The sequence below is a fragment of the Fructilactobacillus sp. X3R5C2 genome, assembly GCF_059901175.1.
On sequence record NZ_JBWXVC010000006.1, the window covers coordinates 1 to 24,594 of the forward strand.

At 40.0% G+C, this 24,594-nt stretch carries 25 protein-coding genes and 5 tRNA genes; 26 read left to right on the forward strand and 4 right to left on the reverse strand.

Annotated features, from left to right (window positions below):
• Positions 1-4: 4 nt before the first annotated feature.
• From AC6UD4_RS06660 to glnA, 4 genes are all read left to right on the forward strand, one after another.
• Positions 5-77 (forward strand) — tRNA-Asn (locus AC6UD4_RS06660).
• 56 nt (positions 78-133) lie between these two features.
• Positions 134-206: transfer RNA gene (locus AC6UD4_RS06665), tRNA-Thr, on the forward strand.
• 245 nt (positions 207-451) lie between these two features.
• Positions 452-835: a MerR family transcriptional regulator gene (locus AC6UD4_RS06670; RefSeq protein WP_500694500.1), complete on the forward strand. Its 384-nt coding sequence runs from the start codon at positions 452-454 to the stop codon at positions 833-835.
• An 11-nt stretch (positions 836-846) separates the two neighbouring features.
• Complete coding sequence (glnA, locus tag AC6UD4_RS06675; protein WP_500694499.1) at positions 847-2,187, forward strand: type I glutamate--ammonia ligase; 1,341 nt, start codon at positions 847-849, stop codon at positions 2,185-2,187.
• 36 nt (positions 2,188-2,223) lie between these two features.
• Here glnA and mscL read toward each other — a convergent pair whose 3' ends face one another.
• Positions 2,224-2,598: a large-conductance mechanosensitive channel protein MscL gene (gene mscL / locus AC6UD4_RS06680; protein ID WP_500694498.1), complete on the reverse strand. Its 375-nt coding sequence runs from the start codon at positions 2,596-2,598 to the stop codon at positions 2,224-2,226.
• Positions 2,599-2,728: 130 nt separating this feature from the next.
• Between mscL and AC6UD4_RS06685 the strand changes: the two genes are divergently transcribed.
• The 4 genes from AC6UD4_RS06685 to AC6UD4_RS06700 all read left to right on the forward strand — a co-directional run bounded on the left by AC6UD4_RS06685 (position 2,729) and on the right by AC6UD4_RS06700 (position 5,275).
• A complete protein-coding gene (locus tag AC6UD4_RS06685; protein ID WP_500694497.1) occupies positions 2,729-4,213 on the forward strand; it encodes a peptide MFS transporter in 1,485 nt (494 codons plus the stop codon).
• A 128-nt stretch (positions 4,214-4,341) separates the two neighbouring features.
• Positions 4,342-4,424: transfer RNA gene (locus AC6UD4_RS06690), tRNA-Tyr, on the forward strand.
• Between the two features lie 8 nt (positions 4,425-4,432).
• Positions 4,433-4,504 (forward strand) — tRNA-Gln (locus AC6UD4_RS06695).
• A 69-nt stretch (positions 4,505-4,573) separates the two neighbouring features.
• Positions 4,574-5,275 carry a GntR family transcriptional regulator gene (locus tag AC6UD4_RS06700; protein WP_500694496.1) on the forward strand — a complete coding sequence of 234 codons (702 nt, stop codon included), beginning with the start codon at positions 4,574-4,576 and terminating at the stop codon, positions 5,273-5,275.
• A gap of 41 nt (positions 5,276-5,316) precedes the next feature.
• Here the strand turns inward: AC6UD4_RS06700 and AC6UD4_RS06705 are convergent, their stop codons facing one another.
• Positions 5,317-6,051 (reverse strand): WecB/TagA/CpsF family glycosyltransferase, encoded by a 735-nt coding sequence (locus AC6UD4_RS06705; protein WP_500694495.1) that lies wholly within the window; start codon positions 6,049-6,051, stop codon positions 5,317-5,319.
• 89 nt (positions 6,052-6,140) lie between these two features.
• Here AC6UD4_RS06705 and AC6UD4_RS06710 point away from each other — a divergent pair, with 89 nt between their 5' ends.
• The 7 genes from AC6UD4_RS06710 to AC6UD4_RS06740 all read left to right on the forward strand — a co-directional run bounded on the left by AC6UD4_RS06710 (position 6,141) and on the right by AC6UD4_RS06740 (position 13,766).
• Positions 6,141-7,607 carry a nicotinate phosphoribosyltransferase gene (locus AC6UD4_RS06710; RefSeq protein ID WP_500694494.1) on the forward strand — a complete coding sequence of 489 codons (1,467 nt, stop codon included), beginning with the start codon at positions 6,141-6,143 and terminating at the stop codon, positions 7,605-7,607.
• Between the two features lie 9 nt (positions 7,608-7,616).
• Positions 7,617-8,456, forward strand: a complete 840-nt coding sequence (nadE, locus tag AC6UD4_RS06715) for an NAD(+) synthase (RefSeq protein ID WP_500694493.1) — start codon at positions 7,617-7,619, stop codon at positions 8,454-8,456.
• A 65-nt stretch (positions 8,457-8,521) separates the two neighbouring features.
• Positions 8,522-10,690 (forward strand): Tex family protein, encoded by a 2,169-nt coding sequence (locus AC6UD4_RS06720; RefSeq protein ID WP_500694502.1) that lies wholly within the window; start codon positions 8,522-8,524, stop codon positions 10,688-10,690.
• A gap of 12 nt (positions 10,691-10,702) precedes the next feature.
• Complete coding sequence (locus tag AC6UD4_RS06725; RefSeq protein ID WP_500694492.1) at positions 10,703-11,152, forward strand: SprT family protein; 450 nt, start codon at positions 10,703-10,705, stop codon at positions 11,150-11,152.
• Positions 11,153-11,158: 6 nt separating this feature from the next.
• Positions 11,159-12,046, forward strand: coding sequence for a homoserine kinase (gene thrB, locus AC6UD4_RS06730; protein WP_500694491.1), 888 nt, complete (start codon positions 11,159-11,161; stop codon positions 12,044-12,046).
• Between the two features lie 56 nt (positions 12,047-12,102).
• A tRNA-Leu gene (locus AC6UD4_RS06735) sits at positions 12,103-12,188 on the forward strand.
• 135 nt (positions 12,189-12,323) lie between these two features.
• Complete coding sequence (locus tag AC6UD4_RS06740; RefSeq protein WP_500694490.1) at positions 12,324-13,766, forward strand: catalase; 1,443 nt, start codon at positions 12,324-12,326, stop codon at positions 13,764-13,766.
• Between the two features lie 64 nt (positions 13,767-13,830).
• Here AC6UD4_RS06740 and AC6UD4_RS06745 read toward each other — a convergent pair whose 3' ends face one another.
• On the reverse strand, positions 13,831-14,988 hold the full coding sequence (locus tag AC6UD4_RS06745) for an LCP family protein (protein ID WP_500694489.1): 1,158 nt from the start codon (positions 14,986-14,988) through the stop codon (positions 13,831-13,833).
• Between the two features lie 189 nt (positions 14,989-15,177).
• Here AC6UD4_RS06745 and AC6UD4_RS06750 point away from each other — a divergent pair, with 189 nt between their 5' ends.
• From AC6UD4_RS06750 to AC6UD4_RS06760, 3 genes are read left to right on the forward strand one after another with little or no spacing between them, the layout of a single operon-like run.
• The gene (locus AC6UD4_RS06750; RefSeq protein WP_500694488.1) at positions 15,178-16,125 is read left to right on the forward strand and encodes an AEC family transporter; all 948 of its coding nucleotides are present in this window, start codon (positions 15,178-15,180) and stop codon (positions 16,123-16,125) included.
• 51 nt (positions 16,126-16,176) lie between these two features.
• Positions 16,177-17,154, forward strand: a complete 978-nt coding sequence (locus tag AC6UD4_RS06755; protein WP_500694487.1) for a DMT family transporter — start codon at positions 16,177-16,179, stop codon at positions 17,152-17,154.
• 23 nt (positions 17,155-17,177) lie between these two features.
• Entirely contained in the window at positions 17,178-17,849 is a 672-nt protein-coding gene (locus AC6UD4_RS06760; protein ID WP_500694486.1) for a 2,3-bisphosphoglycerate-dependent phosphoglycerate mutase, read from the forward strand.
• A gap of 91 nt (positions 17,850-17,940) precedes the next feature.
• Here the strand turns inward: AC6UD4_RS06760 and rpiA are convergent, their stop codons facing one another.
• Positions 17,941-18,630: a ribose-5-phosphate isomerase RpiA gene (gene rpiA / locus AC6UD4_RS06765; protein WP_500694485.1), complete on the reverse strand. Its 690-nt coding sequence runs from the start codon at positions 18,628-18,630 to the stop codon at positions 17,941-17,943.
• A gap of 157 nt (positions 18,631-18,787) precedes the next feature.
• Between rpiA and AC6UD4_RS06770 the strand changes: the two genes are divergently transcribed.
• The 8 genes from AC6UD4_RS06770 to secE all read left to right on the forward strand — a co-directional run bounded on the left by AC6UD4_RS06770 (position 18,788) and on the right by secE (position 24,558).
• A complete protein-coding gene (locus AC6UD4_RS06770) occupies positions 18,788-19,324 on the forward strand; it encodes a dCTP deaminase/dUTPase family protein (RefSeq protein WP_500694484.1) in 537 nt (178 codons plus the stop codon).
• Positions 19,325-19,339: 15 nt separating this feature from the next.
• Entirely contained in the window at positions 19,340-20,722 is a 1,383-nt protein-coding gene (gene radA, locus AC6UD4_RS06775) for a DNA repair protein RadA (protein WP_500694483.1), read from the forward strand.
• A gap of 87 nt (positions 20,723-20,809) precedes the next feature.
• The gene (gene cysS / locus AC6UD4_RS06780; RefSeq protein ID WP_500694482.1) at positions 20,810-22,219 is read left to right on the forward strand and encodes a cysteine--tRNA ligase; all 1,410 of its coding nucleotides are present in this window, start codon (positions 20,810-20,812) and stop codon (positions 22,217-22,219) included.
• 4 nt (positions 22,220-22,223) lie between these two features.
• Complete coding sequence (locus AC6UD4_RS06785; protein ID WP_500694481.1) at positions 22,224-22,649, forward strand: Mini-ribonuclease 3; 426 nt, start codon at positions 22,224-22,226, stop codon at positions 22,647-22,649.
• The gene (gene rlmB, locus AC6UD4_RS06790) at positions 22,639-23,391 is read left to right on the forward strand and encodes a 23S rRNA (guanosine(2251)-2'-O)-methyltransferase RlmB (RefSeq protein ID WP_500694480.1); all 753 of its coding nucleotides are present in this window, start codon (positions 22,639-22,641) and stop codon (positions 23,389-23,391) included. The genes AC6UD4_RS06785 and rlmB overlap by 11 nt, the downstream gene beginning before the upstream one ends.
• A gap of 193 nt (positions 23,392-23,584) precedes the next feature.
• Positions 23,585-24,166 carry a sigma-70 family RNA polymerase sigma factor gene (locus AC6UD4_RS06795; protein WP_500694479.1) on the forward strand — a complete coding sequence of 194 codons (582 nt, stop codon included), beginning with the start codon at positions 23,585-23,587 and terminating at the stop codon, positions 24,164-24,166.
• Between the two features lie 48 nt (positions 24,167-24,214).
• Entirely contained in the window at positions 24,215-24,364 is a 150-nt protein-coding gene (gene rpmG / locus AC6UD4_RS06800; RefSeq protein ID WP_500694478.1) for a 50S ribosomal protein L33, read from the forward strand.
• A gap of 14 nt (positions 24,365-24,378) precedes the next feature.
• Entirely contained in the window at positions 24,379-24,558 is a 180-nt protein-coding gene (gene secE / locus AC6UD4_RS06805) for a preprotein translocase subunit SecE (RefSeq protein WP_500694477.1), read from the forward strand.
• Positions 24,559-24,594 lie beyond the last annotated feature (36 nt).

Below are 24,594 nucleotides of genomic sequence, written 5' to 3' on the forward strand. Positions count from 1 at the left end.
TTATTCCGGCATAGCTCAGTTGGTAGAGCACCTGACTGTTAATCAGGTTGTCGACGGTTCGAGCCCGCCTGCCGGAGCTATGTCTGAGTGCTAACAACAATTGCCGTTAGCACTTTTAATTTATCGTCATTTTGCCGGCTTAGCTCAGCTGGTAGAGCATCGGTATCGTAAACCGAGGGTCACAGGTTCAAGTCCTGCAGCCGGCATAAATTTTTTATTCATTCTTAATGATGATTAAATCTTTGGCATAGCAAATAACGGGTGAATAGAATCTAATGGTGTGCTTGAATATGCACATACATACATGAAGACACAAGAATTTATTTCTTGTGTCTTTTTTTATATTGCAAGTTTTATGTTAAACTTGGATCAGTGTTACATTTCATAACATAGGTTATTGACGCTTATATCAATAACGAATAGAATGGTGTCATATCAAGGAGATATGCGTATGAGTGAAAAAGTACTGAGGAAATCTTTAGCGGTTCTGCCAATGGGAACGGTTATGAAGCTTACTTCCTTATCATCCAGACAAATAAGGTATTACGATGATCATGGTCTTGTTCATTCTAAACGAACATCAGGAAACCGACGTTTGTATTCATTAGATAATGTGGACCAAATTCTTGAGATTCACAACTATCTTATTGAAGGAATGACAATTGCTCAGGTTAAAAGAGTATTTGAGAAACAACGTCGTCGAAAACTTTTACATAGTGGTGATAAATCACTTAGTGATGAAGATGTCCGCGAATACTTGAAAGACGATATTTTAAAAGCTGGACGCTTGTATGATGATTCTGATTTAAAGCAACAGGGTAAGTATTTAAAATAAGGAGACTACTTATGGTACATGATTATACAAAAGACGACATTCGCCAAATGGTAAAAGATGAAGACGTCCGATTTATTCGACTAATGTTTACTGACTTGATGGGCAGCATCAAAAATGTTGAGGTACCCGTTAACCAACTAAACAAGGTTTTAGATGGTAAGATTATGTTTGATGGATCTTCAATTGATGGTTTCGTACGCATTGAGGAAAGTGATATGTACCTGATCCCTGATCTTTCAACGTGGATGGTCTTCCCATGGGGTGACGAACACGGTAAGGTTGCTCGTCTGACATGTAGCGTTCATACATCAGATGGCGAGGTGTTCGTTGGTGATCCAAGAAATAATTTAATGCGTGTTCTGGATGAAATGAAAGAAATGGGCTTTTCTAACTTTAACATTGGCCCAGAACCTGAATTCTTCTTGTTCAAAATGGACGATAAGGGTAATCCAACCACTGAATTGAATGATCACGGAAGTTACTTTGATTTGGCACCAATGGATTTGGCAGCCAATATTCGTCGTGATATGGTTCTTGAATTAGAAAATATGGGCTTTCGAGTTGAGGCTTCTCACCATGAAGTAGCATCTGGACAACATGAAATTGATTTTCAGTACGACAACGCCGTGGTTACGGCAGATCATATTCAAACCTTTAAGTTAGTTGTAAAAACAGTTGCTAGAAAGTACGGATTATACGCCACTTTCATGCCAAAGCCACTGAATGGTATCAATGGATCTGGGATGCACATCAACATGTCATTGTTTGATAAAGATGGTGACAACGTCTTTTATGATAAAGATGGTGACCTGGAATTATCACAAACGGCATACTACTTCTTAGGTGGACTTTTGAAGCACGCTAAAGCATTAACTGCTGTATGTAACCCAATCGTTAACTCCTACAAGCGACTAGTTCCTGGCTTTGAAGCACCGGTCTATGTGGCATGGTCGGCATCTAACCGTTCACCATTAGTTAGAGTTCCAGCTAGTCGTGGTCTTAGCACCCGCCTTGAACTACGAAGTGTTGATCCTTCAGCTAACCCATACTTAGCAATTGCATCAATTCTTGAAGCTGGTTTAGATGGTATTAAAAACAAAATCGAACCAGGTGAACCAATTGACCGTAATATCTATCATATGGATGGCAAGGAACGAAAATTAGATCATATTGAAAACTTACCTTCCACCCTTCATAATGCGCTTAAAGCATATGAAGCTGATCCACTTATGAAGAAAGCCATGGGACCTCACATGTATCAAAATTACTTGGATGCAAAGAACATGGAATGGAATGCTTACAGACAAAACGTTTCTCAATGGGAACGCGACAGATACCTAGATATGCTATAAAAAAACACCAACAGAGCGTTGGTGTGATTAAGGAAATTACTTTTTAAGCAGTTTAACAATTTCAGCTAGATATTGATCAGTAAGGCTCGGTTCTTGAGCCTTCTTTTCTTGCTTTTTTTGATTTTTATTAGTTAATTTGTTGATAAATTTGACCAATAAAAAGACGATGAAAGCAATCAGCAGGAAATTGATGACTGAGTTTAGAAATAAGCCATATTTTATCTTTGCTTTTCCAACGGTGATGGCAAGTGATGAGAGATCGATTTTTCCTAAAAACAGTCCAATAAACGGGTTGAAAATGTTATTAACCAATGAAGTCACGATCGAAGTGAATGCAGACCCGATGATAATTCCAACGGCCATGTCAACCACATTCCCTCGTGATATAAATTCTTTAAATTCCTTGAACAATGTATTATTCACTTCCTTTTCCTTGATAATCACTATTCTAACAAATTTTTTGTCGAGATATGATTGTAAATGAAAATCAAGAATGGTATTATTTCTGATAATTGTTAAAAGATTGACAGGAGGAGATTTTATGAACGGACAAGGCGAGAAGAGTCTCGACCATGCGTTCTTTGGGCAGCCAAAAGGGTTGCAAACACTGTTCTTCACTGAAATGTGGGAACGATTCAGTTACTACGGGATGCGTGCAATTCTTTTATACTACATGTATTTCTCAGTCGCCAAGGGTGGATTAGGATTTTCTCCAACCACAGCAGCTTCAGTTATGGCAATTTACGGTTCACTGGTATTTCTAACTTCAGTGTTAGGTGGTTATTTAAGTGACCGAGTTTGGGGGAGTCGAAAGACCGTTCTGTATGGTGGAATTTTAATTATGTTTGGGCACGTGGTACTTTCATTACCATTTGGTGCCGGAGCGTTGTTTATTTCCATTGTCTTAATCACTGTTGGTACTGGACTGTTGAAGCCAAATGTTTCAGAAATGGTTGGTGCCTTATATGGTGAAAATGATCCAAGACGTGATACTGGATTTACCATTTTTGTTTTTGGGATTAACTTAGGTTCGTTCATCGCACCAATCTTAGTTGGGACCGTCGGAATGGACTTTAATTTCCATGCTGGATTCTCACTAGCTGCGATCGGAATGTTCTTTGCTTTAATTTACTACTACTTTAGTGGTAAAAAGACTTTGAGTATCGATGGTCTCTATCCAAGTGATCCCTTAGAACCAGATGATTTGAATCGTTTAGTTCTTGAAATTATTGGTGGCTTAGCTGTATTTGCCGTTATTATCGCGGGGATGTGGTACTTTAAAGTTTTGAGTATTGATAACTTTGTTTTGTTATTGAGTATCATCGCAATTTTAACCCCAATTATTTACTTCGTTGTTATTTTGAGAAGTAAGAAGGTTACTAAGACAGAACATTCACGGGTTCTTGCCTATATTCCATTATTTATCGCTGCTGCGGTATTCTGGGCCATTGAGGAACAAGGATCCGTTGTTTTGGCTTTGTTTGCTGAAAATCAAACTAACAATAACCTTGGATTTTTGCACATTAATGCTACTTGGTATCAGTCACTTAACCCATTGTTCATTATGCTGTACACACCACTGTTCGCATTCTTATGGACATATCTGGCTAAAAGAAAAGAAGAGCCCAGCTCCCCAGTTAAGTTTACGTGGGGAATGTTTTTCGCTGGATTTTCGTACTTATTTATGATGATTCCAATTTTCCTATTTGGTTCATCAGCTAAAGTTAGCCCATTATGGCTAATTGGTAGTTGGGCCATTGTTGAAATTGCCGAAATGTTGATTTCACCAATTGGGCTTTCCGTTACCACCAAACTTGCTCCGAAAGCATTTGAATCACAGATGATGAGTATGTGGTTCTTAGCGGATGCTGCTGGTCAGGCGGTTAACTCACAAATCGTTAAGTTCTACACCCCGGGACACGAAATCGCGTACTTTGGAATCGTTGGACTTGTAGCCATCTTGTTTGGAATTGTCTTATTATTGATGATCAAACCAGTGAAAAAACTGATGGATGGAGTAAATTAAAATCACTATAATGAAAGGCGCTGTAAAGTTAGCGCCTTTTATTTTTTGAAAAAAAGTATTGACTAACATCATGATCCCGTGTAATATAATAAACGTTGATTCGTTACTACGAATTACTCATTTATTATGGAGGGGTAGCGAAGTCTGGCTAAACGCGGCGGACTGTAAATCCGCTCCTTCGGGTTCGGTGGTTCGAATCCACTCCCCTCCATTGATTCTTGGGCTATAGCCAAGTGGTAAGGCAACAGGTTTTGATCCTGTGATGCGCTGGTTCGAACCCAGCTAGCCCAATACTAATTATTGGTGTAAAATCGACTAACAAATGTTAGTCGATTTTTTTATGCCAAGGTAGGAGTAATTATGACAGTACCTGTTTATATTAAAATTCATGATGATATTAAGAGTAAGATCGAAGACGGAAGCTGGAAAGTGGGAACCCGGATTCCATCTGAAAGAAAACTATCCGAACAGTACGGAGTAAGTCGGATGACGTTCAGGCAAGCTGTTCAAGCGCTCGTTGAGGATGGAATATTAAAACGGATTGCCGGCTCAGGAACGTACGTTACTAACCAAAAGGTTCAAGAAAAGATGTCCGGAGTAACCAGCTTTACTAACATTATGCTGGCTCAAGGAAAAAAGCCATCCACCAAAACCTTGTCATATAAGATTGTTGAGCCCACCTTTAAGGAAGCCTCCGTCTTGGGGCTGAGTCAGGATGATCGGGTTTTGCGGATGAATCGGATTCGCTATGGGGACGACATTCCAATTTGCTATGAAGTGGCAGCTGTTAATGCATCGATGGTCGAAGGGTTAAGTGAAGAAGACGTTTCTAGCTCCCTGTATCGTTCTTTAGAGGACAAGAAGGGACTTCGTCCAAGAAGCGCGAAGCAATTTATTTCGGCGATTTTAGCGACTGATCGGATTGCTGATTTACTGGATATTGAGGTTAAGGCACCCATTCTTAAGCTAAAACAGATATCTTATCTTCAAAATCAGCAACCATTTGAGTTTGTTCAGGCTCAGTACGCTGCTGAGCGATTTGAGTTTTACCTAAATAAATAAAAAAGAGCCCTACTAACGAGGGCTCGTAAAGTTGGATGAGATCACTTCTCATCCTTTTTTTGTTTTCTAACTAAATTTAAAAATTCAGGAATGGCTAGCATTCGTTTAAAACGGGTGGGTTCTTTAAAAAGGCGATAGAGCCATTCGATGTGATGATTAATCCAGAACTTAGGAGCTCTCTTGACGTGTCCAGCTAAAACGTCAAAGCTGCCTCCAACCCCAATCCACAGCCCGTTATTTTTATTGCGATATTTTGCGATAAATTCTTCTTGCATAGGGAAACCGGTCGCAACAAAAATCATGTCAATGTCGTTGTTTTCAATGTTGTTAATGATGGGAGTATCGTTTTTAAAATAACCGTCCTGCATCCCCACAATTTTTAAATGTGGATAGTTAACGGTTAAGACTTTTCGTAAATCAAATACGACATCGGGTTTGGCTCCCAGAAAATAAGCTGACTTGTTATTTTGGTTTCCCCAAGTTAACAGTGCTTTAAAAATGTCATAACCGGTGATTCGTTCTGGCATTGGGTCATTTAGCATTTTGGCACCCTTGATAATGCCAATCCCATCTGGCACGACGTAAGTGGCGTCTTTTAAAACTTTTTGGTAGTGAGGATGACGATCAGCATAAACGACGATTTCTGGATTGGCGGTTACCACAAACGTGTTTTGGTGGTCGTCTATTTGGGATTCAATCACCTGCATAAATTCGGTGAAAGTCGTGTTAACAAAGGGGATGGAAGCGATGTCGGTGGTCGGAAATTTGTGCGTCATTTGTTAGCCTTCTTTTTGGTTATTATGTGATATAATGTGCAACGAGTAACAACAATAGTTTAGCCTGAAAGGGCTAGAGGAGATTAAAGATGTCAACATTACAAAGTCCTGATAATTTAACTTTACACACTGACTATTATGAAATCAATATGATGGCAACTTATTTTGAAAAACATATGCAAAATCGTCATGCTGTATTTGAAGTTTTTTTTAGAGACATGCCCTTTGGAAATGGATATGCCGTCTTTGCAGGATTAAAACACATTATTGAATATATCAACAACCTTCACTTCACTGATGAGGACATTAAGTATTTAAAGTCAATTAGCGATTATTCCGATGAATTTTTAGATTATCTTCGTAACTTCAAGTTTACTGGAACAATTCGTTCTGCTGTTGAGGGTGATTTAGTTTATAACAACGAGCCCATTGTTCAAGTTGAAGGAACGATTGCGGAATGTCAATTAGTTGAGACCGCTATTTTGAACATGGTGAACTATCAGACTTTAATCGCTACTAAAGCGGCTCGAATTCGAATGGTGGCTGGAAATAATCCTTTAATGGAGTTTGGTAGTCGTCGAGCCCAAGAAGTTGATGCAGCACTGTGGGGAACCAGAGCGGCATACATTGGTGGGTTTAACGTGACTTCCAATGTGTTAGCCGGTAAGGAATTTGGTATTCCTGTCAGCGGAACGATGGCGCACTCTTTGATTGAATCATTTGGGAATGACTATGATGCATTTATGGCATACGCCCAAACCCATAAGAACTGTACTTTTCTGTTAGACACCTTTGATACCATTAAAAGTGGGGTCCCAAATGCAATTCGAGTTGCAAAAGAAATGGGCGACAAGATTAACTTTCAAGGTGTCAGAATTGATTCCGGTGATATGGCGTACTTATCAAAAAGAGTTAGAGAAATGCTGGATGAAGCTGGCTTTAAGGATGTTCAAATTGTGGCTTCCAACGACCTTGATGAATACACCATTAGTAGTTTGAAGATGCAAAATGCCAAAATCGACTCTTGGGGAGTTGGGACCAAGCTAATTACGGCTTTTGACCAACCCGCACTTGGTGCGGTTTACAAGTTGGTCTCGGTTGAAGATGAACAGGGTCACATGGTCGATACCATTAAACTTTCAAATAACGCCGAAAAGGTTTCCACTCCGGGTAAGAAGCAAGTTTGGCGGATTACTGAAAAAGACGACGGTAAGTCTGAGGGAGATTACATCACACTTGATGGTGAAGATCCACGTGAACAGTCTTCCGTGTACATGTTCCATCCGCATTTCACTTACATTAACAAGACTATTACCAATTTTAATGCTCAACCGCTCTTACAGGATATCTTTAAAGATGGAAAGCAGGTATATCAAATGCCGACGTTAGAGGCTACTAAACAGCATGCGACCGATTCTTTGAAAGCACTCTGGCCAGAGTACAAGCGTCAGTTAAATCCACAAGATTACCCAGTTGATCTTTCTAAGAAATTATGGGACCACAAGATGAGTTTGATTAATGAAATTCATAATGGGGTTGAGCAAAAATTAGAGTAGGTGATAGTAATGGATGAGAAACAAAAACGACTGCAAAAACAGATTATTAGTGCTTTAAGGGTTCAACCAAAGATTGATTCTGAAACAGAAATTAGACGTAGTGTTGATTTTATTAAGGATTACGTTAAAAAGAATTCGTTTATTAAATCAGTAGTACTGGGAATTTCTGGTGGTCAAGATTCCACTTTGACGGGAAAATTAGCATCGATGGCAATGAATGAATTAAGGGAAGAAACGGGCGATACTGAATATCAGTTTATTGCGGTTCGTCTTCCTTATGGTGAACAAGCTGATGAATCGGACGCCATGGAAGCCATTGATTTTATGGATGCTGATCGGGTTGAACGCGTCAATATCAAGGATTCAGTCGATGCGATGGTAAAAGCGGTTGAAGCTAACGGTGATTCTGTCTCTGATTTTAATAAGGGCAACATCAAAGCTCGGACGCGGATGATTGCGCAGTTTACCATCGCTGGTGCCAACCAGGGAATTGTACTTGGCACTGATCATGCCGCCGAGGCGGTGACTGGTTTTTATACTAAATTTGGTGACGGTGCTTCTGATATTGTTCCAATTTGGCGACTGGATAAACGACAAGGTCGTGCGCTTCTTGAGTACCTTGACGCACCTAAAAACCTTTACGAGAAAACCCCAACGGCGGATCTTGAAGATGATCGTCCAGCTCTTCCAGATGAAAAAGCACTTGGGGTTAGTTATAAAAATATTGATGACTTTTTAGAAGACCAGGACATTAGTTCTAGTGCAGCTGATGTGATTGAAAATTGGTATTTGAAAACTCAACATAAGCGACACCTTCCCATTAATGTTTATGATACGTTTTGGAAATAAATTTGATTACAATAACTCCGTTAATTATTTAATGGAGTTTTTATTTGAAAGATTATGGTGAAAAAATGGAAAAAACTTTAATTGATCAAACTGCAAAAGCGTTACCACACATTTCGAAACGACAAATTCAACAAACCTTAGAAATGCTTGAGGATGGTAATACCGTTCCGTTTATTGCACGATACCGCAAAGAGAGAACCGGTAATTTGGATGAGGTTTCTATTCGGGAACTTGAGGATACTTACCAGCGTCTAGCAAAGCTGAGCCACCGAAAGGAAGAAGTGGTAAAAAAGATTGACGAAGAAGGCCAATTAACCAAGCAGTTAAAACAAGACATCTTAAATGCTGACAGTATTCAGATTGTGGAAGACTTGTATCTGCCATATAAGCAAAAACGAAAAACAAAGGCGATGGTTGCAAGGGAACGGGGATTAGAGCCACTTGCAACTGCAATTTTAAAGTTTCAAAATGAGCCATTAAAACAACTGGCAAAATCCTTTATAGATGAGGATCACGACGTTAGTTCCGTTGATGACGCTTTAGATGGAGCCCGTGAAATCATTACGGATGCCATTGGAAACAACGCTAAGTTTCGGGAATGGATTCGAAACTATACCTTAAAAAACGCTATGCTGGCGGCAAAGGTTAAGCCTAAGGGAAAGGTCAATGACGAAGGTGGCGTTTATGGTGATTACTACGATTTTAGTGAGCAAGCCAAAACGGTTCCGAGTTATCGGGTTTTAGCAATCAATCGTGGTGAAAAAGCAAAGGTATTGACCGTGAAACTAGATGTTGATGTTAATGCCATTATGCATTACATTGATTTTCATGTGGTTAGTAATCATAATGGTCCCGCAGTTGACTTTGTTAAAGACGCTTCAAAAGATGCTTATAAGCGCTTCATCGGTCCTGCCATCGAACGTGAAATTCGTTCCACTATGACTGAAGCCGCAGAAAATCATGCCATTGAAGTGTTTGGAAGAAATCTGTATCACCTGTTAATGCAGGCGCCAATCAAGGGTAAGGTGGTTCTTGGTTTTGACCCAGCGTACCGAACGGGATGCAAACTAGCGGTCATTGATGCAAACGGTAAATTCTTGGCAAAGGAAATTATTAAAGCCACTAAACCAGCGACAGAAGCACAGCAAGCGCGAGCTAAAGAACAATTGATTGACCTGATTAAGAAGTATCACGTTCAAATGATTGCGATTGGTAACGGAACCGCGTCACGCGAATCGGAACAATTTGTAGCTGATGCAATTAAATCCATTGATTATCCGGTTCACTACGTAATTGTTAGTGAAGCTGGAGCATCGGTATATTCTGCTAGTAACAATGCGCGAAAAGAGTTTCCTAACCTTCACGTTGAGGAACGTTCAGCCATTAGTATTGGAAGACGACTACAGGATCCACTTTCTGAGTTGATTAAGATTGACCCCAAAGCGGTTGGGGTTGGTCAGTACCAGCATGATGTCTCTGAAAGTAACCTTGATGCACAGTTGGATCGGGTGATTGAGACCGCCGTTAACCAAGTCGGGGTCAACTTGAACACCGCTAGTCCAAATCTACTTGAACACATCTCGGGATTAACTAAATCCACTTCACAAAATATTGTTGAATATCGAGATGAAAACGGTGCTTTTTCTAACCGTAATCAATTAAAAAAAGTTAAACGATTAGGACCAAAGGCTTTTGAACAATCAGTTGGATTTTTACGTATCATTAATGGCAAGAATCCATTGGACAATACTGATATTCACCCAGAAAGTTATCGGCAAGCTAAACAAATCTTGTCAGCATTGAGACTTACAATTGATAATTTTAGTTCTGATGAAGGTCGAAAAAAACTTGAAAAAGCAAATGAAGTTGATTTATCACAATCACTATCAATTGATCAGCAGTTGGTCAAAGATATTTTAGCTAGTTTGAAAAATCCCGGACGTGACCAACGTGATACGATGGCGAAGCCGTTGCTTAAATCGGACGTCATGAAGATTGAAAACTTGAAATCGGGAATGAAATTACAGGGAACCGTTCGCAATGTTACGGATTTTGGTGCGTTTGTCGACATTGGGGTAAAACAGGATGGTCTCGTTCATATTTCAAAAATGAGTGATCGGTTTATATCGGATCCAGCAAAGCTTGTTTCTGTTGGTGACATTGTCGACGTGTGGGTGTTAAGTGTTGATTTAGATCGAAAACGAATTAAACTTTCCATGGTTGGTCCAGAATAGGAGCGAACTTATTTGCATGACGATGAATTACAGAAACTGGTCGAACAAATTTCATTGGAGTCATTTGGGAAACCATTTAAGCACCGCGCATATTTTAATGGTCGATTGAAAACCACGGGTGGTCGGTACCACCTTAAAGATCATGATATTGATATTAATCAAACGATGGCGAAGGGGATCTCTAGAGAAGAACTTGTGGGAATCATTAAACACGAACTCGTTCATTATCATCTTCATTTAGCAGGGTATTCCGCTAATCATCGTTCAAAAGAATTTAAGCAGTTATTAAGAGCTGTGGGTGGTAGTCGTTATGCTCCCATTTTAAAAGCACAATCAGCTTATTATTACCTTTATGAGTGTACTAAGTGTGGCCAATTATATCGGCGAAAGCGACGGGTTAATATCTCACGTTTTGTATGTAGTAAGTGTCGTGGTAAGCTAAAACTAGTTAAGAAGGAGTGAAGTATCATGGAAAAAATTATTGTTAGGGTCCCAGCAACTTCTGGTAATGTTGGTAATGGCTATAATTCGGTTGGGCTCGCTCTTCACATGTATTACACGGTGATCGTTGAAGAAGAAACTGAGAAGTGGCGGGTCAATCATGCGTTTGGCGATTCAGTTCCTCACGATGACAAAAATTTGGTGGTTCAAACGATTTTAAAGGTTAACCCTAAAATCATGCCCCATCAACTAACGGTAATGTCAGATGTTCCACTGGAAAAGGGGCTTGGGTCTAGTACCACGGCGATTGCTGCGGGAATTAAAATTGCTAACAAGCTTGAAAATATGAACTTATCAGTTAATGACCAAATTAACATTGGTAGTCGAATGGAAGGACATCCTGACAACATTGCCTCAGCCATTCTGGGAGATATAACAATTTCTCACTATGAGGATGGAAAGACTGACGTTGTCAAAGCTCATATGCCCGATGAAATGCAAGCCTTGGTTTTCATTCGAAATGAGAAAATTACCCAACAGAGGGGAATGGAACGTTTCCCAAAGGAAATTACGTTTGGTCAAGAGGTACAGACTAGTAGCGCTTCGAACGTTTTTGTCGCTGCATTAATGCAAAATGATTGGAATAAAGCGGCCCGAATGATTGAAGCTGATAGTCTGGTTCGCACTGGACAGGGTAATGATTTTAAAGACTTCAAAGTAATTAAACAGACTGCTCATGAACTAGGAATCTACGGAACTTACATTAGTGGAGTGGGTTCATCGATTGTCACGCTAGGAGATTATGACCAACTCACCAAGTTACAACAGAAGATTGAAAGTAACGATCAATTGGATGGAGTATGTAAGTTAGTTGACCTTGATAGGGATGGTGCCACGATTCGTGGTGAAGAATAATTAAAAAATTCATTGCGCTATCTCGTTAAATTTGCTATGATGTTTATTGTAGCAATGCGGCCATGGCGGAATTGGCAGACGCGCAAGATTAAGGATCTTGTCGGGATTTATCCCGGTGGAAGTTCGAGTCTTCTTGGCCGCATCATTTAATTCAAGAACACCATATCATTTTAAGATATGGTGTTCTTTTTAATTCTAAGTCTCTTTTGTTGACATTAAGTTGTGCACGATTAATCTAAGAAGTGAACGATTAATTAACAAGGATGGTGTGATAATTATGTCAGATAAATTAACAACCGAAGCTGGTCAACCGTGGGCTAACAACGAACATTCTCAAACAGCTGGTGTTCGTGGTCCTGTTTTGATGCAGGATTATCAATTACTAGAAAAGTTAGCTCATTTTAATCGTGAGAGGATTCCAGAGCGAGTCGTTCATGCTAAAGGTGCTGGTGCCAAGGGCGTTTTTAAACTTACACATGACATGAGTAAGTACACTAAAGCTGATTTATTCAATGGTGTGGGCAAAGAAACCCCAATGACCATTAGAATCTCGCAGGTTGCGGGTGAAGCTGGTTATCCTGACACCGTTCGTGATGTTCGTGGATTTGCGTTGAAATTCTACACGCAAGAGGGCAATTACGACATTGTTGGTAATAATACTCCGGTGTTCTTTGTTAACGATCCGCTTAAGTTTCCTGACTTTATTCATTCCCAGAAGCGTGATCCTAAGACTCATTTACGTTCACAAGAGATGCAGTGGGATTTCTGGTCTCATTCACCAGAATCAGTTCACCAGGTCACCTACCTGATGGGTGATCGTGGTAATCCGGCTAGTTATCGAACAATGAATGGTTATGGAAGTCACACGTATAAGTGGGTTAATAAAGAAGGAATTCCATTTTGGGTTAAGTATCACTTCATTAGCCAACAAGGGGTTAAGAACATGACTAATGAACAAGCTTCAAAAGCAGCAACTGAAGATACCGATTATTTAATTCATGATTTATACGATGCAATTGAACAAAAGAACTATCCAACATGGAAAGTTTACGTTCAGATTATCCCTTATCAAGCGGGAATTGATTACAAACCAGATATTTTTGATGTAACCAAGGTGGTTTCTCATAAGGATTACCCACTACAAGAAGTTGGGGAATTTACCTTAAACCAAAATCCAACTAACTATTTTGACGATGTGGAAGAATTAGCCTTCTCACCCGCTAACCTAGTTCCTGGGATTGAAGCAAGTCCCGATAAGTTACTTCAAGGACGGTTGTTTGCGTATAAGGATGCGGAAAGATATCGTCTAGGCGCTAATTATGAACAATTAAAGGTCAACCGTCCATTAGACAAGGTTGAAAATTACGAACGTGATGGTCAAATGGCACAAGGACAAGACGGATCGGTCAACTATGAACCAAACGGTAAGGGTGGTCCAGTTGAAGATTTGAGTGCTTCAATCAGTCCCGATAAAGTGGAAGGTGAAACCGGAGCTTTTAAACCCTATGATACTGACTACTATAGTGCCGCCGGAAAGTTGTATCATGTAATGAAACCAGAGGAACGTGATCGCCTGATTAATACGATCAAAGAAACGCTTGGTTCCGTTGATAATCATGAGATCCAAATCCTAGAAACCAGACAATTTTATAAGGCTGACCCAGAGTATGGGACTCGAGTAGCAAAGGCTCTTGGTCTTGATTTAAATGAAATTAGATAAAAGATCCCATAAATAAAAATAGACTTGCAAGATAGGTTATTAGCCCTATTCTTACAAGTCTATTTTAATATGCTGGAGTCATTGAGTTTGTATCGGTACTCCCTGATGAATCATTGGTAGCAGTATTGTAGTTGGATGGATCACCGTTACTAGGGGAATTGGTTTCTTGTTGTTTAGGTGTTAAACCCTTAGCTTGGGGTAAATTCAGGGTGGTTCGAATATGGTTTGAGACGTTCATCAATTCGTCTGGTTGGGCGACTTGATAACTGATTCCGTTAATCATTGCTTCATTCCCCTGAAGGGTCTCAGACTTGATGTGATGAGTGGCTGGACCATACTTAGATCTAATGGCAATCATGTCATTAAAGGATAAATCGGTTTTGAGGTTTCCATTTAATGATTCAAGAATTTGTTGGTACCTGGGAATGGAAGAAATTCCCATTCCTTTCATCACTAATTTTTCTAAGACTTGTCGTTGTCGCTGTTGGCGACCGTAGTCACCTTTCGGATCATCATCCCTCATTCGGGAATAATCAAGGGCTTGATCACCATCTAGATGGGTCATTTTGCCCTTAACTACATTGGCATTCCCATACTTAAACGTCAATGGTGGTTTTACTTCAACACCCCCAACGGAATCAACCATCTGTTTTAAGCCACCCATGTTAACGATCGCAAAGTAGTCGATGGGAACGTTTAAGAGATGCTGGACAGTTGAAATGGCAGTCTTTGGACCACCGATGGTGTAAGCAGCGTTGATTTTTTCGTATGGCTGTGAGTCACCGTCGACCACGACCTTGGTATCGCGGGGGATACTGGTTAAGTAAGTGGTCTGCTTTTGCGGGTTAACGGTAGCAACGATAATGGTGTCGGTGCGGCCAACGTCGTGTCTACCAAGGGCGCCCGTGTCGGTTCCCATTAGTAAGATTGAAAACGGTTTTCGTTTCTTTAGAAGATTTGAGACGTTTCTTGATTTTCCAATTCCATCGTCTTGAAACGTTCCTCCAAAGGAATGACGAGCCTGGGTGTAAGCACGGAAACCAAAAGCAAGGGCAATGATGACAATCAATAAGATGATACCCATAAAAGTCCAGGCAACTGGATGGTGCGGCTCGTTATCATAGTCAACGGCTGGCTCTGACTTTGGTTCGGAAAAATGTGGATTACCAGCTCGCCGGCTATATTCGCGATTGTCGTCATTATTATTATCGTAGTTTGACATTATTATTCCCCGCTTATTTATTAATACTGCCCCAAATTATATAGCAGTTATGGCAGCTAACGCTAGTTATTTCTCAACTTTTTAGTAGATTTTAATATAACCGTATTATTCTTATTGGGGCAATTTCTAGTGGTGTAAAATCGTGTGGTACAATAACTTAAGTAAAACTTACAAGAATAGGATGATCAAATGGGTATTTTTTTTAAGAGTATATCAGGGATATTAATTGTACTGATCATGATCGTGCTCGGTTTTGTTTTGGCTAAACGGCACTGGTTTAATGATGATTCAACTAACTTAATTGTTAAACTGGTTATTGACGTAGCCTTGCCGTGTTACATGATCTATACGATTGGTCGCGATTTTACGACCGACACGTTACTTTCAACGTTGCCAGACTTAAGATTTCCGGTCATTAGTATGTTAATCATGTTTGGGATTTCGGTGGCAATTGCTCGGGTGATTCGAATTAAAAAGTATCATCGGGGGGTGTTTGAATCGATGTTTTTAAATTCAAACACCGTCTTTGTCGGATTGCCGGTTAATATGGCTCTGTTTGGGGCCAAAAGTTTACCGTACGTGTTAGTTTACTACATGGCTAATACGACCTTTTTTTGGACCATTGGTGTTTACTTAATCCAACGTGATGGGGACGCTAATTCCAAGTTTGACTGGAAAAAGACCGTGAGTAAAATTTTGTCACCACCATTGCTGGGATTTATCTTTGGGGTGATTTTAGTTTTACTGCGAATTAAAATTCCCAACTTTTTAATGAGTGATTTCCAATATATTGGTGGGTTAACCATCCCACTTTCAATGATGTTCATTGGAATTTCGATAGCAAATATCAACTTTGACAAATTTGACTTTAGTTCTTCTAATTGGGGAATTTTACTGGGTCGATTCGTGATTTCACCAATTTTGATGGCCCTGTTGGTTATTCCAACTGGGATGCCAGTTTTGATGAAACAAGTCTTCATTATGCAGGCTGCCATGCCGGTTATGACTAACGCACCAGTGGTAGCCAGAAAGTATGGTGCGGATGCAGATTATGCTTCACTGATGGTCGCTGAAACCACGATCATCAGTTTAATTGTTTTGCCCATTTTAATGGTGATTGTGCAACAAATCCGTTAAGACGAGTCAATTGAAAAATAGACAAGTAAAGAATGGGAGTAGTAGCTTAAAGTGAAAAAATCAGTGATTTATGTGTTAATTTCGACGTTAATGTTTAGTTCGATGGAGATTGCCCTAAAGGTGGCTGGAAGTGAGTTTAATCCAATTCAGTTGAATTTACTTCGTTTCTTCATTGGTGGGATTGTCTTGTTACCCTTTGCGTGGTATGAATTACATAAACGACGACGCAAAATCAACTTAAAGGATTGGAAGACGTTTGCGTTTACCGGTTTTGCGTGCGTGGTAATTAGTATGACGCTGTACCAGTTAGCGATTGTGTATGATAAGCCAGCTATTGTGGCCGTCCTGTTTAGTTGTAATCCGGTCTTTGCCGTAATCTTTGCATATTTCATTTTGCATGAGCGAATTGGACGGGCCAACTTAATCTCATTAATCATTTCGGTCATTGGCTTAATTGTGATTGTTAATCCATTTAACTTAACTAATCCAGTTGGAATTATTTTGTCACTCTTATCGGCTGTTACTTTCGGCTTTTACAGTATTTTGTCGCAGTATTGCTCGGTCAAAAGAGAATTAGATGGAGTGACCATCACTTGTTTCACTTTTATTGCTGGTTCTTTGGAGTTATTTGTTTTATCATTGATTACCAATATCCCGTTTGTTTCAAGTGGGATGAAATCGGTGGGATGGTTGAGTCAATTTGCGTCCATTCCGATCTTAAGGGACGTTAATTTACAAAATTTCTGGATTTTATTCTTTATCGGAGTCTGTGTAACCGGCGGCGGTTTTGCGTTTTATTTTTTAGCAATGCAAGAATCAGGGGTCTCAATTGCGTCCCTGGTATTCTTTATTAAGCCTGGTTTAGCTCCAGTCTTAGCAATGATTTTTGTGGGCGAAAAAATTAATCTGCCTACCATTATAGGAATTGTGATTATCCTGATTGGTTCGGTGGTTACGTTTATAGGTGAGCGTTATAAAGAGACCGATTCAACCATGTTAGACGATCAGACGATTGAAGAAGGTAAATAAATTTAGTTTATTGAGGCGGTTGTATGAGTAAGTTAGTAATTATGAGACATGGCGAAAGTGTCGCAAATCACACTAATACCTTTACTGGATGGAGTGATGTTCCACTGACTAAGAAGGGCGTAGAAGAGGCAATTAAGGCCGGCAAACGCTTAGGTCAGACCGGGATTCAGTTCGGTGATGTTCATACATCAGTCTTAAAACGGGCGATTGTCACCGCTGACATTGTTTTGGACGTGATCAATCAGGATTTTATTCCTGAACATAAGACGTGGCGCTTAAATGAGCGACACTATGGTGCTCTTAGGGGTCAAAATAAAGAGGAAGTTAGAAAGCAGGTCGGAGACGAACAGTTTATGAAGTGGCGCAGGAGTTTTTACGCTGTTCCCCCTAAATTAGATCAGGTGTCCCCGATTCGAAAATATCGGCGCTTAGGTGTAATTGAGCCACCAGCTGAAAGCCTTAAAATGGCTTATGACCGGATGATTCCGTACTGGCAGGATTCGATTGCCCCCAAATTGCTGGATGGTAAAAATCAACTGATAGTTGCTCACGGAAGCACACTGCGAGCTTTAATTAAATATTTAGAAAATATCAGTGATAAAGGAATTGATGGCGTGGAAGTTAAAAACGGGAAGCCGATCATTTATACCTTTGACCCAGATTTAGATATTTTAGATAAGACCTACCTTAAATAACAAAAGGACGAAAACTCAATCAAAGTTTTCGTCCTTTTGTTATTTAGATTTTGATGATAGTTGCGTAGTTATTTTTGGGTCGGTTAAATCATTAGCGAGCTTCAATTGTTTCCGGTCCGTCGGGATGTTCTACGATAATGGTATTTACGATGTTCAAGAACAGCCCATGTTCCACAATTCCTGTCATACTATCAAGTTTTTTGCCCAGTTGAACGGGAGTCGTGATTTCAGGTAAGCCTAAGTCAATAATGTAGTCACCAGAATCGGTGGTTAATTTCCCTCCATTCGTGCTTTGACGAAATTTCGGATGAAGTCCCATCCGATTAAGCCGACGATAGAGTTGGCCACTGCCATAAGGGATTACTTCAAGCGGAAGTGGAAAATTAAGTTTTTTAACCATCTTACTTTCGTCAACAATCCACATGTTGCGATCAGAATTAATGGCAACGATTTTTTCCATTAGGTGAGCGGCTCCACCGCCTTTAATTCCCTGAAAATTTTTGTCAATTTGATCGGCCCCATCAATGGTTAAATCAATGTGATCGACTTCGTCAACATCCTTAGTAGTGATGCCTAAGCTTTCCGCGTGACGCTTAGTTTTACTGGAGGTTGGCACACCGATAATATTTAGATGTTCATTTTTGATGCGCTCTCCCAGTGCGTCTACCATGTACTTGATGGTGGTACCAGACCCAAGACCTAAGACCATCCCATCCTTAACGTGCTTAACAGCTTCTTTTCCAACGTGTTTCTTTAATTCTCGCTGATCTGCTGAATTCATTTGATTGTTCCCCTTCAAATTAAGTCGTTACTTTTAGTAACTTGACCACTATTATTAATTTTCAATGGTCTTTATGATTTTGTCAAGCAATGTCAAAATTTAAGAAATACTGGTAAAATAATAGTAGGAATTTTTGAGAATAAAGGGGTATTAGAAGATGCAAAGAGGCTTTGAGATTGTTTCAAAATATCAGAAGGACGGCTTGACTTTGCCAAAACGAGCAACTGAAAAGGCTGCCGGATATGACTTTGCCAGTGCCGTTGACATGGTTATTCCGTCAATCTGGAAAACTGGTTTAATTCGGTCATTTGGTATCATTAAGGCTAGAAGAAAGTTAGATCAACAAGACATCATGGATTCAGAGAATGCTTTAAAGCCCTTTTTGGTTCCAACGGGAATTAAGGCTTACATGCAGCCAAATGAAGTGTTGATATTCGCGAATCGCTCAAGTAATCCTTTGAAACGAAACTTAGTAATTCCGAATGGGATCGGTGTTATTGACGCTGATTATTACAATAATGAAAGTAATGAGGGTGAAATTTTTGTCCAGATTCTAAACTTTGGAATCGTCGACCGTAAGATTAAAAAAGGTGATCGAATTGGACAAGGAATCTTTATGCCTTATTTACTTGCGGATCAAGATGAGGGACCAAAGCTGACTCGAAATGGGGGATTTGGTTCTTCTGGCAAATAGTTAGGAAATGATTTAATGGCTAAAGCAAAAACGCAATATGTTTGTTCCAACTGTGGATATATATCACCACGATATCTAGGTCGTTGTCCTAACTGTGGTGAATGGAACACGATGGTTGAACAAACGGTCCAAAAAAATGATACCAAAAAGGCGAACGTGAGTCGGGTTTCACTGAGCGGGACTAAGTCGCAACCCCAGCTAATTAGACAAGTTAGCGCTGAAAGTGCTCCGAGGATTCAGGTTGATTCAAATGAACTGAATCGGGTGCTTGGCGGAGGAGTGGTCCCTGGTTCACTGGTTCTAATTGGTGGTGATCCGGGGATTGGTAAGTCAACGTTACTTCTCCAAGTCTCCGGTCAATTAGCAGCCTCAGGACAAAAGGTACTGTACGTCTCAGGAGAAGAGAGTGCCGATCAAATTAAGATGAGAGCGGATCGCCTCAATGTTTCTGAAAAGGGAAACTTATACCTTTATCCAGAAACGGATATGACTTCAATCAGGAAGGCAATTGAAGAAGTGAATCCGGACACCGTTATCATTGACTCCGTTCAAACCATGCAAGAAGATGAGATCCCGTCTGCGATTGGGTCCGTTACGCAGGTTCGAGGCGTTACCTCGGATTTAATGAACATCGCAAAAACCAACGGTATCACCATTTTCTTGGTGGGACACGTTACTAAGGGTGGTACGCTTGCCGGCCCAAAGACTTTAGAGCACATGGTTGACACCGTTCTTTATTTTGAAGGGGACAAACATCATTCTTATCGATTACTACGCGCCGTTAAAAATCGATTTGGATCTACGAATGAGCTCGGAATTTTTCAAATGGATGAAGATGGGCTAAAAGAAGTCAAGAATCCATCTGAGATTTTTTTAGAGGAACGTTTGAAGAACGCTACCGGATCAGCAATTGTGGTAGCAATGGAAGGAACCCGTCCAATTTTGGTTGAACTTCAAGCCTTAATTGTTCCCTCGGTTTTTGGGAATGCGCAAAGAACTGCGTCTGGATTGGATCGAAATCGTGTTTCACTGATTATGGCGGTTCTTGAGAAACGGGCTGGATTGATGTTACAAAACCAGGATGCTTATTTAAAAGCTGCTGGTGGGGTCAAACTTAATGAACCGGCCATTGATTTGGCAATGGCAATTAGCATTGCGTCAAGTTATGAGAATATTGGAACCGATCCAAAAGAGTGTTACATTGGCGAACTTGGTTTGACTGGTGAGATTAGAAGGGTCAATCGAATTGAGCAACGCGTTATTGAGGCCCAGAAACTAGGCTTTAAGCGCGTATTGGTTCCTAAATATAATCTAAAGGGATGGACTCCACCTAAAAATATTCAGGTCATAGGAGTTTCAACCATTACCGAAGCTCTCAAAACAGCATTAAAAAAGTAAAATATTTTCATTTCAATTGGTCTAGTTCATAATGAACTGAAGGGTTAATTATGATGTTAATATTGAACAATTATTAGGAGGTTGGACATGTTAAAAGTTTATAATTCACTTACAAATGAAAAAGAAAAATTTGAACCAATCACACCCGGTGTGGTTAACATGTATGTCTGTGGTCCAACTGTTTATAACTATATTCACATTGGCAATGCGCGAAGTGTAGTGGCATTTGATACCATTCGCCGTTATCTTGAATATTGTGGTTATAAGGTGAATTATGTGTCTAATTTTACCGATGTTGATGATAAAATGATTAACGAAGCCAAAAAAGAGGGAACCACGGTTTCCAAATTAGCCGATAAATACATTGAGGCTTTTATGGAAGATACGAAAGCGTTAAACGTGCAACCTGCAACCGTGAATCCGCGTGCCACGGATAATATTAAGGACATTATTACCTTTGTTTCTGACTTAATTAAAAAGGGATATGCTTATAACGTTGACGGGACGGTTTACTATCGGGCTCGTAAGTTTAAATCTTATGGTTTACTAGGACACGAAAACATCGATGACCTTGAGAGTGGTGCAAGTGAGCACGTTTCAAGTGAAGAATTAGCCCAAAAAGAAGACCCGATTGATTTTGCACTTTGGAAAAAAGCTAAACCAGACGAAGTTTCCTGGGATTCTCCGTGGGGAAAAGGCCGTCCCGGTTGGCACATTGAGTGCTCGGTAATGTCAACTAAGTACCTTGGTAATACCTTTGACATTCACGGTGGTGGGATTGATTTAGAGTTCCCTCATCATGAAAATGAACGGGCACAAAGCGAGGCCAAAACGGGTCAAAAGTTTGTTAATTACTGGCTTCACAATGGTTTTGTGACCGTCGGTGATGAAGACGAGAAGATGAGCAAATCTAAAGGGAACTTTGTTACGGTTCATGATTTGCTTAAGAAAGATAATCCTCAAGCCCTGCGTTTTCTCATTTCGACCACTCAGTATCGCCGTCCAATTCGTTTTAGCCAGCAGGGAGTTGATGAAGCTGCCACCAATCTGCAAAAAATACAGACGGCTTACGATAATTTGAACTATCGGTTAAAAGACGCTGATCCTTATAACGATCCGAAATTAGACCAAGAGATTCGTCAAATTCAGGCTGATTTTCAGGATGCCATGGATGATGACTTTAACGTTCAAAATGGGATTGCCAAGGTCTATGAGCTGGCTAAGCTTGGAAACGTTTATGCGGAACGACCAGTGGTTTTTAAGGATTCGATTAAGTTACTTATGAAACGGTTAGAACAGTTGTCTGCTATCTTTGGGATTAAACTACAAAGTAGTGAGTTAAATGACGATAAGGTTAAAGACTTAATTAAGCAAAGAAACGATGCGCGAGCTAACAAGCAGTTTGCTAGAAGTGATGAAATTCGGGATGAATTAAAAAATAAGGGTATTATTTTAGAAGACACACCACAGGGGACCCGATTCAGAAGGGAAAATTAGTTTAATGAGTGAAGCGGACGATAATATTCAATATCGACAGTTAAATGGTATTGTACTAGCTTATTTAGGTGATGCGGTTTATGAGGTATACGTGAGACGGCATTTGATTGACGAGGGCATCGCTAGGCCAAATCAATTGCAGCATTTTGCTACTAAATATGTGTCAGCCAAGGCTCAGGCCGGATTGATTGCTTTGATGAATCAGGATGCAATCTTAAGTGATGAAGAAGAGTACTTTTTTAAACGGGGACGTAACGCCAAGAGCTATACTCACGCCAAGAATACGAGTGTTGTTACTTATCGGATTTCCACTGGCTTTGAAGCCCTCTTTGGTTTCCTGTCCCTTAGTGGCCAAGATAAAAGACTCGATGAACTGGCGCAGTGGTGCATTGATCAAGTTGATTCTGGGAGGGTTGAGTATGAGAGATAACGAAGATTTTATTATTGGGAGACACCCGGCAGTCTCAGCACTGCGCAATGAAAATCAAGAAATTAACAAGGTGTTTTTACAAAATGGAGTCAGTCAAGAAGATGACACCATTAAGGCGGTTATTCGTTTGGCCAAGGGTCGTCATTTAGTAATTTCTAAGGTGCCAAAGCAAAAGTTAGACTTGATGTCAGACCACCAGAATCATCAGGGAGTCATGTTATCAATTGCATCCTTTAATTATGCATCGATTGATGATTTATTTAAAAATGCTGAATCAAAGGGTGAACCACCATACTTCATTGTTCTGGATAACATTGCCGATCCTCATAACTTAGGGTCAATTATTAGAACCGCAGATGCTGCTGGCGTTCATGGGGTGATCATTCCCAAGCGTCGGGCTGTTGGGTTAACGTCAACGGTAGCGAAAACATCTGCGGGGGCGATTGAACGTGTTCCGGTCGCTAGAGTAACTAACTTGGTCAACACCGTTAAAGAATTAAAAGAACGTGGGTTGTGGGTCTTTGGTACTGATATGAAAGGAACTGATTATCGGCGCTGGGATGCTAAGGGTCCAAGTGCTCTTATCGTTGGCAGTGAAGGCAAGGGGATTTCTCCTTTACTTAAAAAACAGGTTGATGAAACACTTACCATTCCAATGGTGGGGGGTATTCAGAGCTTGAATGCGTCGGTTGCTGCCGGATTAGTTATGTATCAAGGCTTTAACTCGCGCCACCCTTTATAATGAAATGACTGAACTAAAGAACAATGCGCTAGCATCGTTCTTTTTTATTGGGCTTGTTTAATATCGTAAATTCGATATTAAAAATTGGTTAGCAGATAATATCACATATCGAACGTTTGTTCGCTTGTTTGAGCTCAACTCGTTTCGATACGATACTAAGTGTTAATTAATTGATTAAGAGGAGGGCCAATTGATGAATAAAGAAGAGAAACGGGCTAAAGAATTAAAAATGGTTGAGGATGCAAAAAAGAACGATGTCGGTTTCATCAAATTGTTTAAAAAATATGCGCCAATTTATCTAAAGTTGTGGAACGATTTCTACTTATCAGGTATGGAACTCTCAGATTGGAAACAGGAAGCGGCCATTGTGCTTAGTCGAACAATTATTAGGTATGATGCCAGTCGTAAGGTTACCTTTGGCAGTTACTATAAAGTTAACTTAAAAAACCGCTTATATGATATTTTAAGAAAAAAGCGAGCTCAAAAGCGCGTGCCCGATTCTAAAAAAGCTTCTCTTAGTGCGTATTTTCAATTTTATTCTGATACCATTGCCGATATTCATGCTGCCAGTCCAGAACGAGTTCTTTCAATGTATGAGAACTTACAAGGCTTGATGAAAAGGAGTTCGGTAGTTGAGAGAATGGTGATTATTCGTTCGCTTGAGAATTATTCGTTTGAAAAAATGGCCCAGGTTTCTGATATGAATGTTGTGAAGTTGAAAAATGCGATCGCACGTTGTCGGCAGAAGTACTATAGATTTAATAAAATTGACTAACGTTGAAATTGATGATACGATTAGTTAGTTATTAAGGAGGTGCAGCTTATGGCACAGAAAAAGGTAGCATTAGCTTGTTCTGTATGTGGTTCAAGAAACTACACCATTTCCAGCAATCCGAATCGCGTCAAACGATTGGAAGTAAAAAAATTTTGTAAGCATTGTGGAAAATATACGTTGCACCGAGAAACTCGTTAAGAGGGGAATTTTACATGAAACGATTATGGAACTTTTTTAAGAGTGTTATTGCAGAGATGAAGGTAGTTGTTTGGCCGAACGCTAAGCAAACGAGAACCGATACTTCAATCGTTATCTGGACTACCATCTTTTTTGCAATCTTTCTTGGTGTGATTGATTGGGCAATTCAAACCATTTTGAAGTTACTAGCCTAAACTAGATTAGTGTGATAATTTCTGTTATAGTTAACT

What these genes read in the sequence shown, in the direction of transcription:
- AC6UD4_RS06670 (WP_500694500.1), top strand. Translation starts at nt 452, where the DNA reads ATGAGTGAAAAAGTACTGAGGAAATCTTTAGCGGTTCTGCCAATGGGA.
- glnA (WP_500694499.1), top strand. Translation starts at nt 847, where the DNA reads ATGGTACATGATTATACAAAAGACGACATTCGCCAAATGGTAAAAGAT.
- AC6UD4_RS06685 (WP_500694497.1), top strand. Translation starts at nt 2,729, where the DNA reads ATGAACGGACAAGGCGAGAAGAGTCTCGACCATGCGTTCTTTGGGCAG.
- AC6UD4_RS06700 (WP_500694496.1), top strand. Translation starts at nt 4,574, where the DNA reads ATGACAGTACCTGTTTATATTAAAATTCATGATGATATTAAGAGTAAG.
- AC6UD4_RS06705 (WP_500694495.1), bottom strand. Translation starts at nt 6,051, where the DNA reads ATGACGCACAAATTTCCGACCACCGACATCGCTTCCATCCCCTTTGTT.
- AC6UD4_RS06710 (WP_500694494.1), top strand. Translation starts at nt 6,141, where the DNA reads ATGTCAACATTACAAAGTCCTGATAATTTAACTTTACACACTGACTAT.
- nadE (WP_500694493.1), top strand. Translation starts at nt 7,617, where the DNA reads ATGGATGAGAAACAAAAACGACTGCAAAAACAGATTATTAGTGCTTTA.
- AC6UD4_RS06720 (WP_500694502.1), top strand. Translation starts at nt 8,522, where the DNA reads ATGGAAAAAACTTTAATTGATCAAACTGCAAAAGCGTTACCACACATT.
- thrB (WP_500694491.1), top strand. Translation starts at nt 11,159, where the DNA reads ATGGAAAAAATTATTGTTAGGGTCCCAGCAACTTCTGGTAATGTTGGT.
- AC6UD4_RS06740 (WP_500694490.1), top strand. Translation starts at nt 12,324, where the DNA reads ATGTCAGATAAATTAACAACCGAAGCTGGTCAACCGTGGGCTAACAAC.
- AC6UD4_RS06745 (WP_500694489.1), bottom strand. Translation starts at nt 14,988, where the DNA reads ATGTCAAACTACGATAATAATAATGACGACAATCGCGAATATAGCCGG.
- AC6UD4_RS06750 (WP_500694488.1), top strand. Translation starts at nt 15,178, where the DNA reads ATGGGTATTTTTTTTAAGAGTATATCAGGGATATTAATTGTACTGATC.
- AC6UD4_RS06760 (WP_500694486.1), top strand. Translation starts at nt 17,178, where the DNA reads ATGAGTAAGTTAGTAATTATGAGACATGGCGAAAGTGTCGCAAATCAC.
- rpiA (WP_500694485.1), bottom strand. Translation starts at nt 18,630, where the DNA reads ATGAATTCAGCAGATCAGCGAGAATTAAAGAAACACGTTGGAAAAGAA.
- AC6UD4_RS06770 (WP_500694484.1), top strand. Translation starts at nt 18,788, where the DNA reads ATGCAAAGAGGCTTTGAGATTGTTTCAAAATATCAGAAGGACGGCTTG.
- radA (WP_500694483.1), top strand. Translation starts at nt 19,340, where the DNA reads ATGGCTAAAGCAAAAACGCAATATGTTTGTTCCAACTGTGGATATATA.
- cysS (WP_500694482.1), top strand. Translation starts at nt 20,810, where the DNA reads ATGTTAAAAGTTTATAATTCACTTACAAATGAAAAAGAAAAATTTGAA.
- AC6UD4_RS06785 (WP_500694481.1), top strand. Translation starts at nt 22,224, where the DNA reads ATGAGTGAAGCGGACGATAATATTCAATATCGACAGTTAAATGGTATT.
- rlmB (WP_500694480.1), top strand. Translation starts at nt 22,639, where the DNA reads ATGAGAGATAACGAAGATTTTATTATTGGGAGACACCCGGCAGTCTCA.
- AC6UD4_RS06795 (WP_500694479.1), top strand. Translation starts at nt 23,585, where the DNA reads ATGAATAAAGAAGAGAAACGGGCTAAAGAATTAAAAATGGTTGAGGAT.
- rpmG (WP_500694478.1), top strand. Translation starts at nt 24,215, where the DNA reads ATGGCACAGAAAAAGGTAGCATTAGCTTGTTCTGTATGTGGTTCAAGA.
- secE (WP_500694477.1), top strand. Translation starts at nt 24,379, where the DNA reads ATGAAACGATTATGGAACTTTTTTAAGAGTGTTATTGCAGAGATGAAG.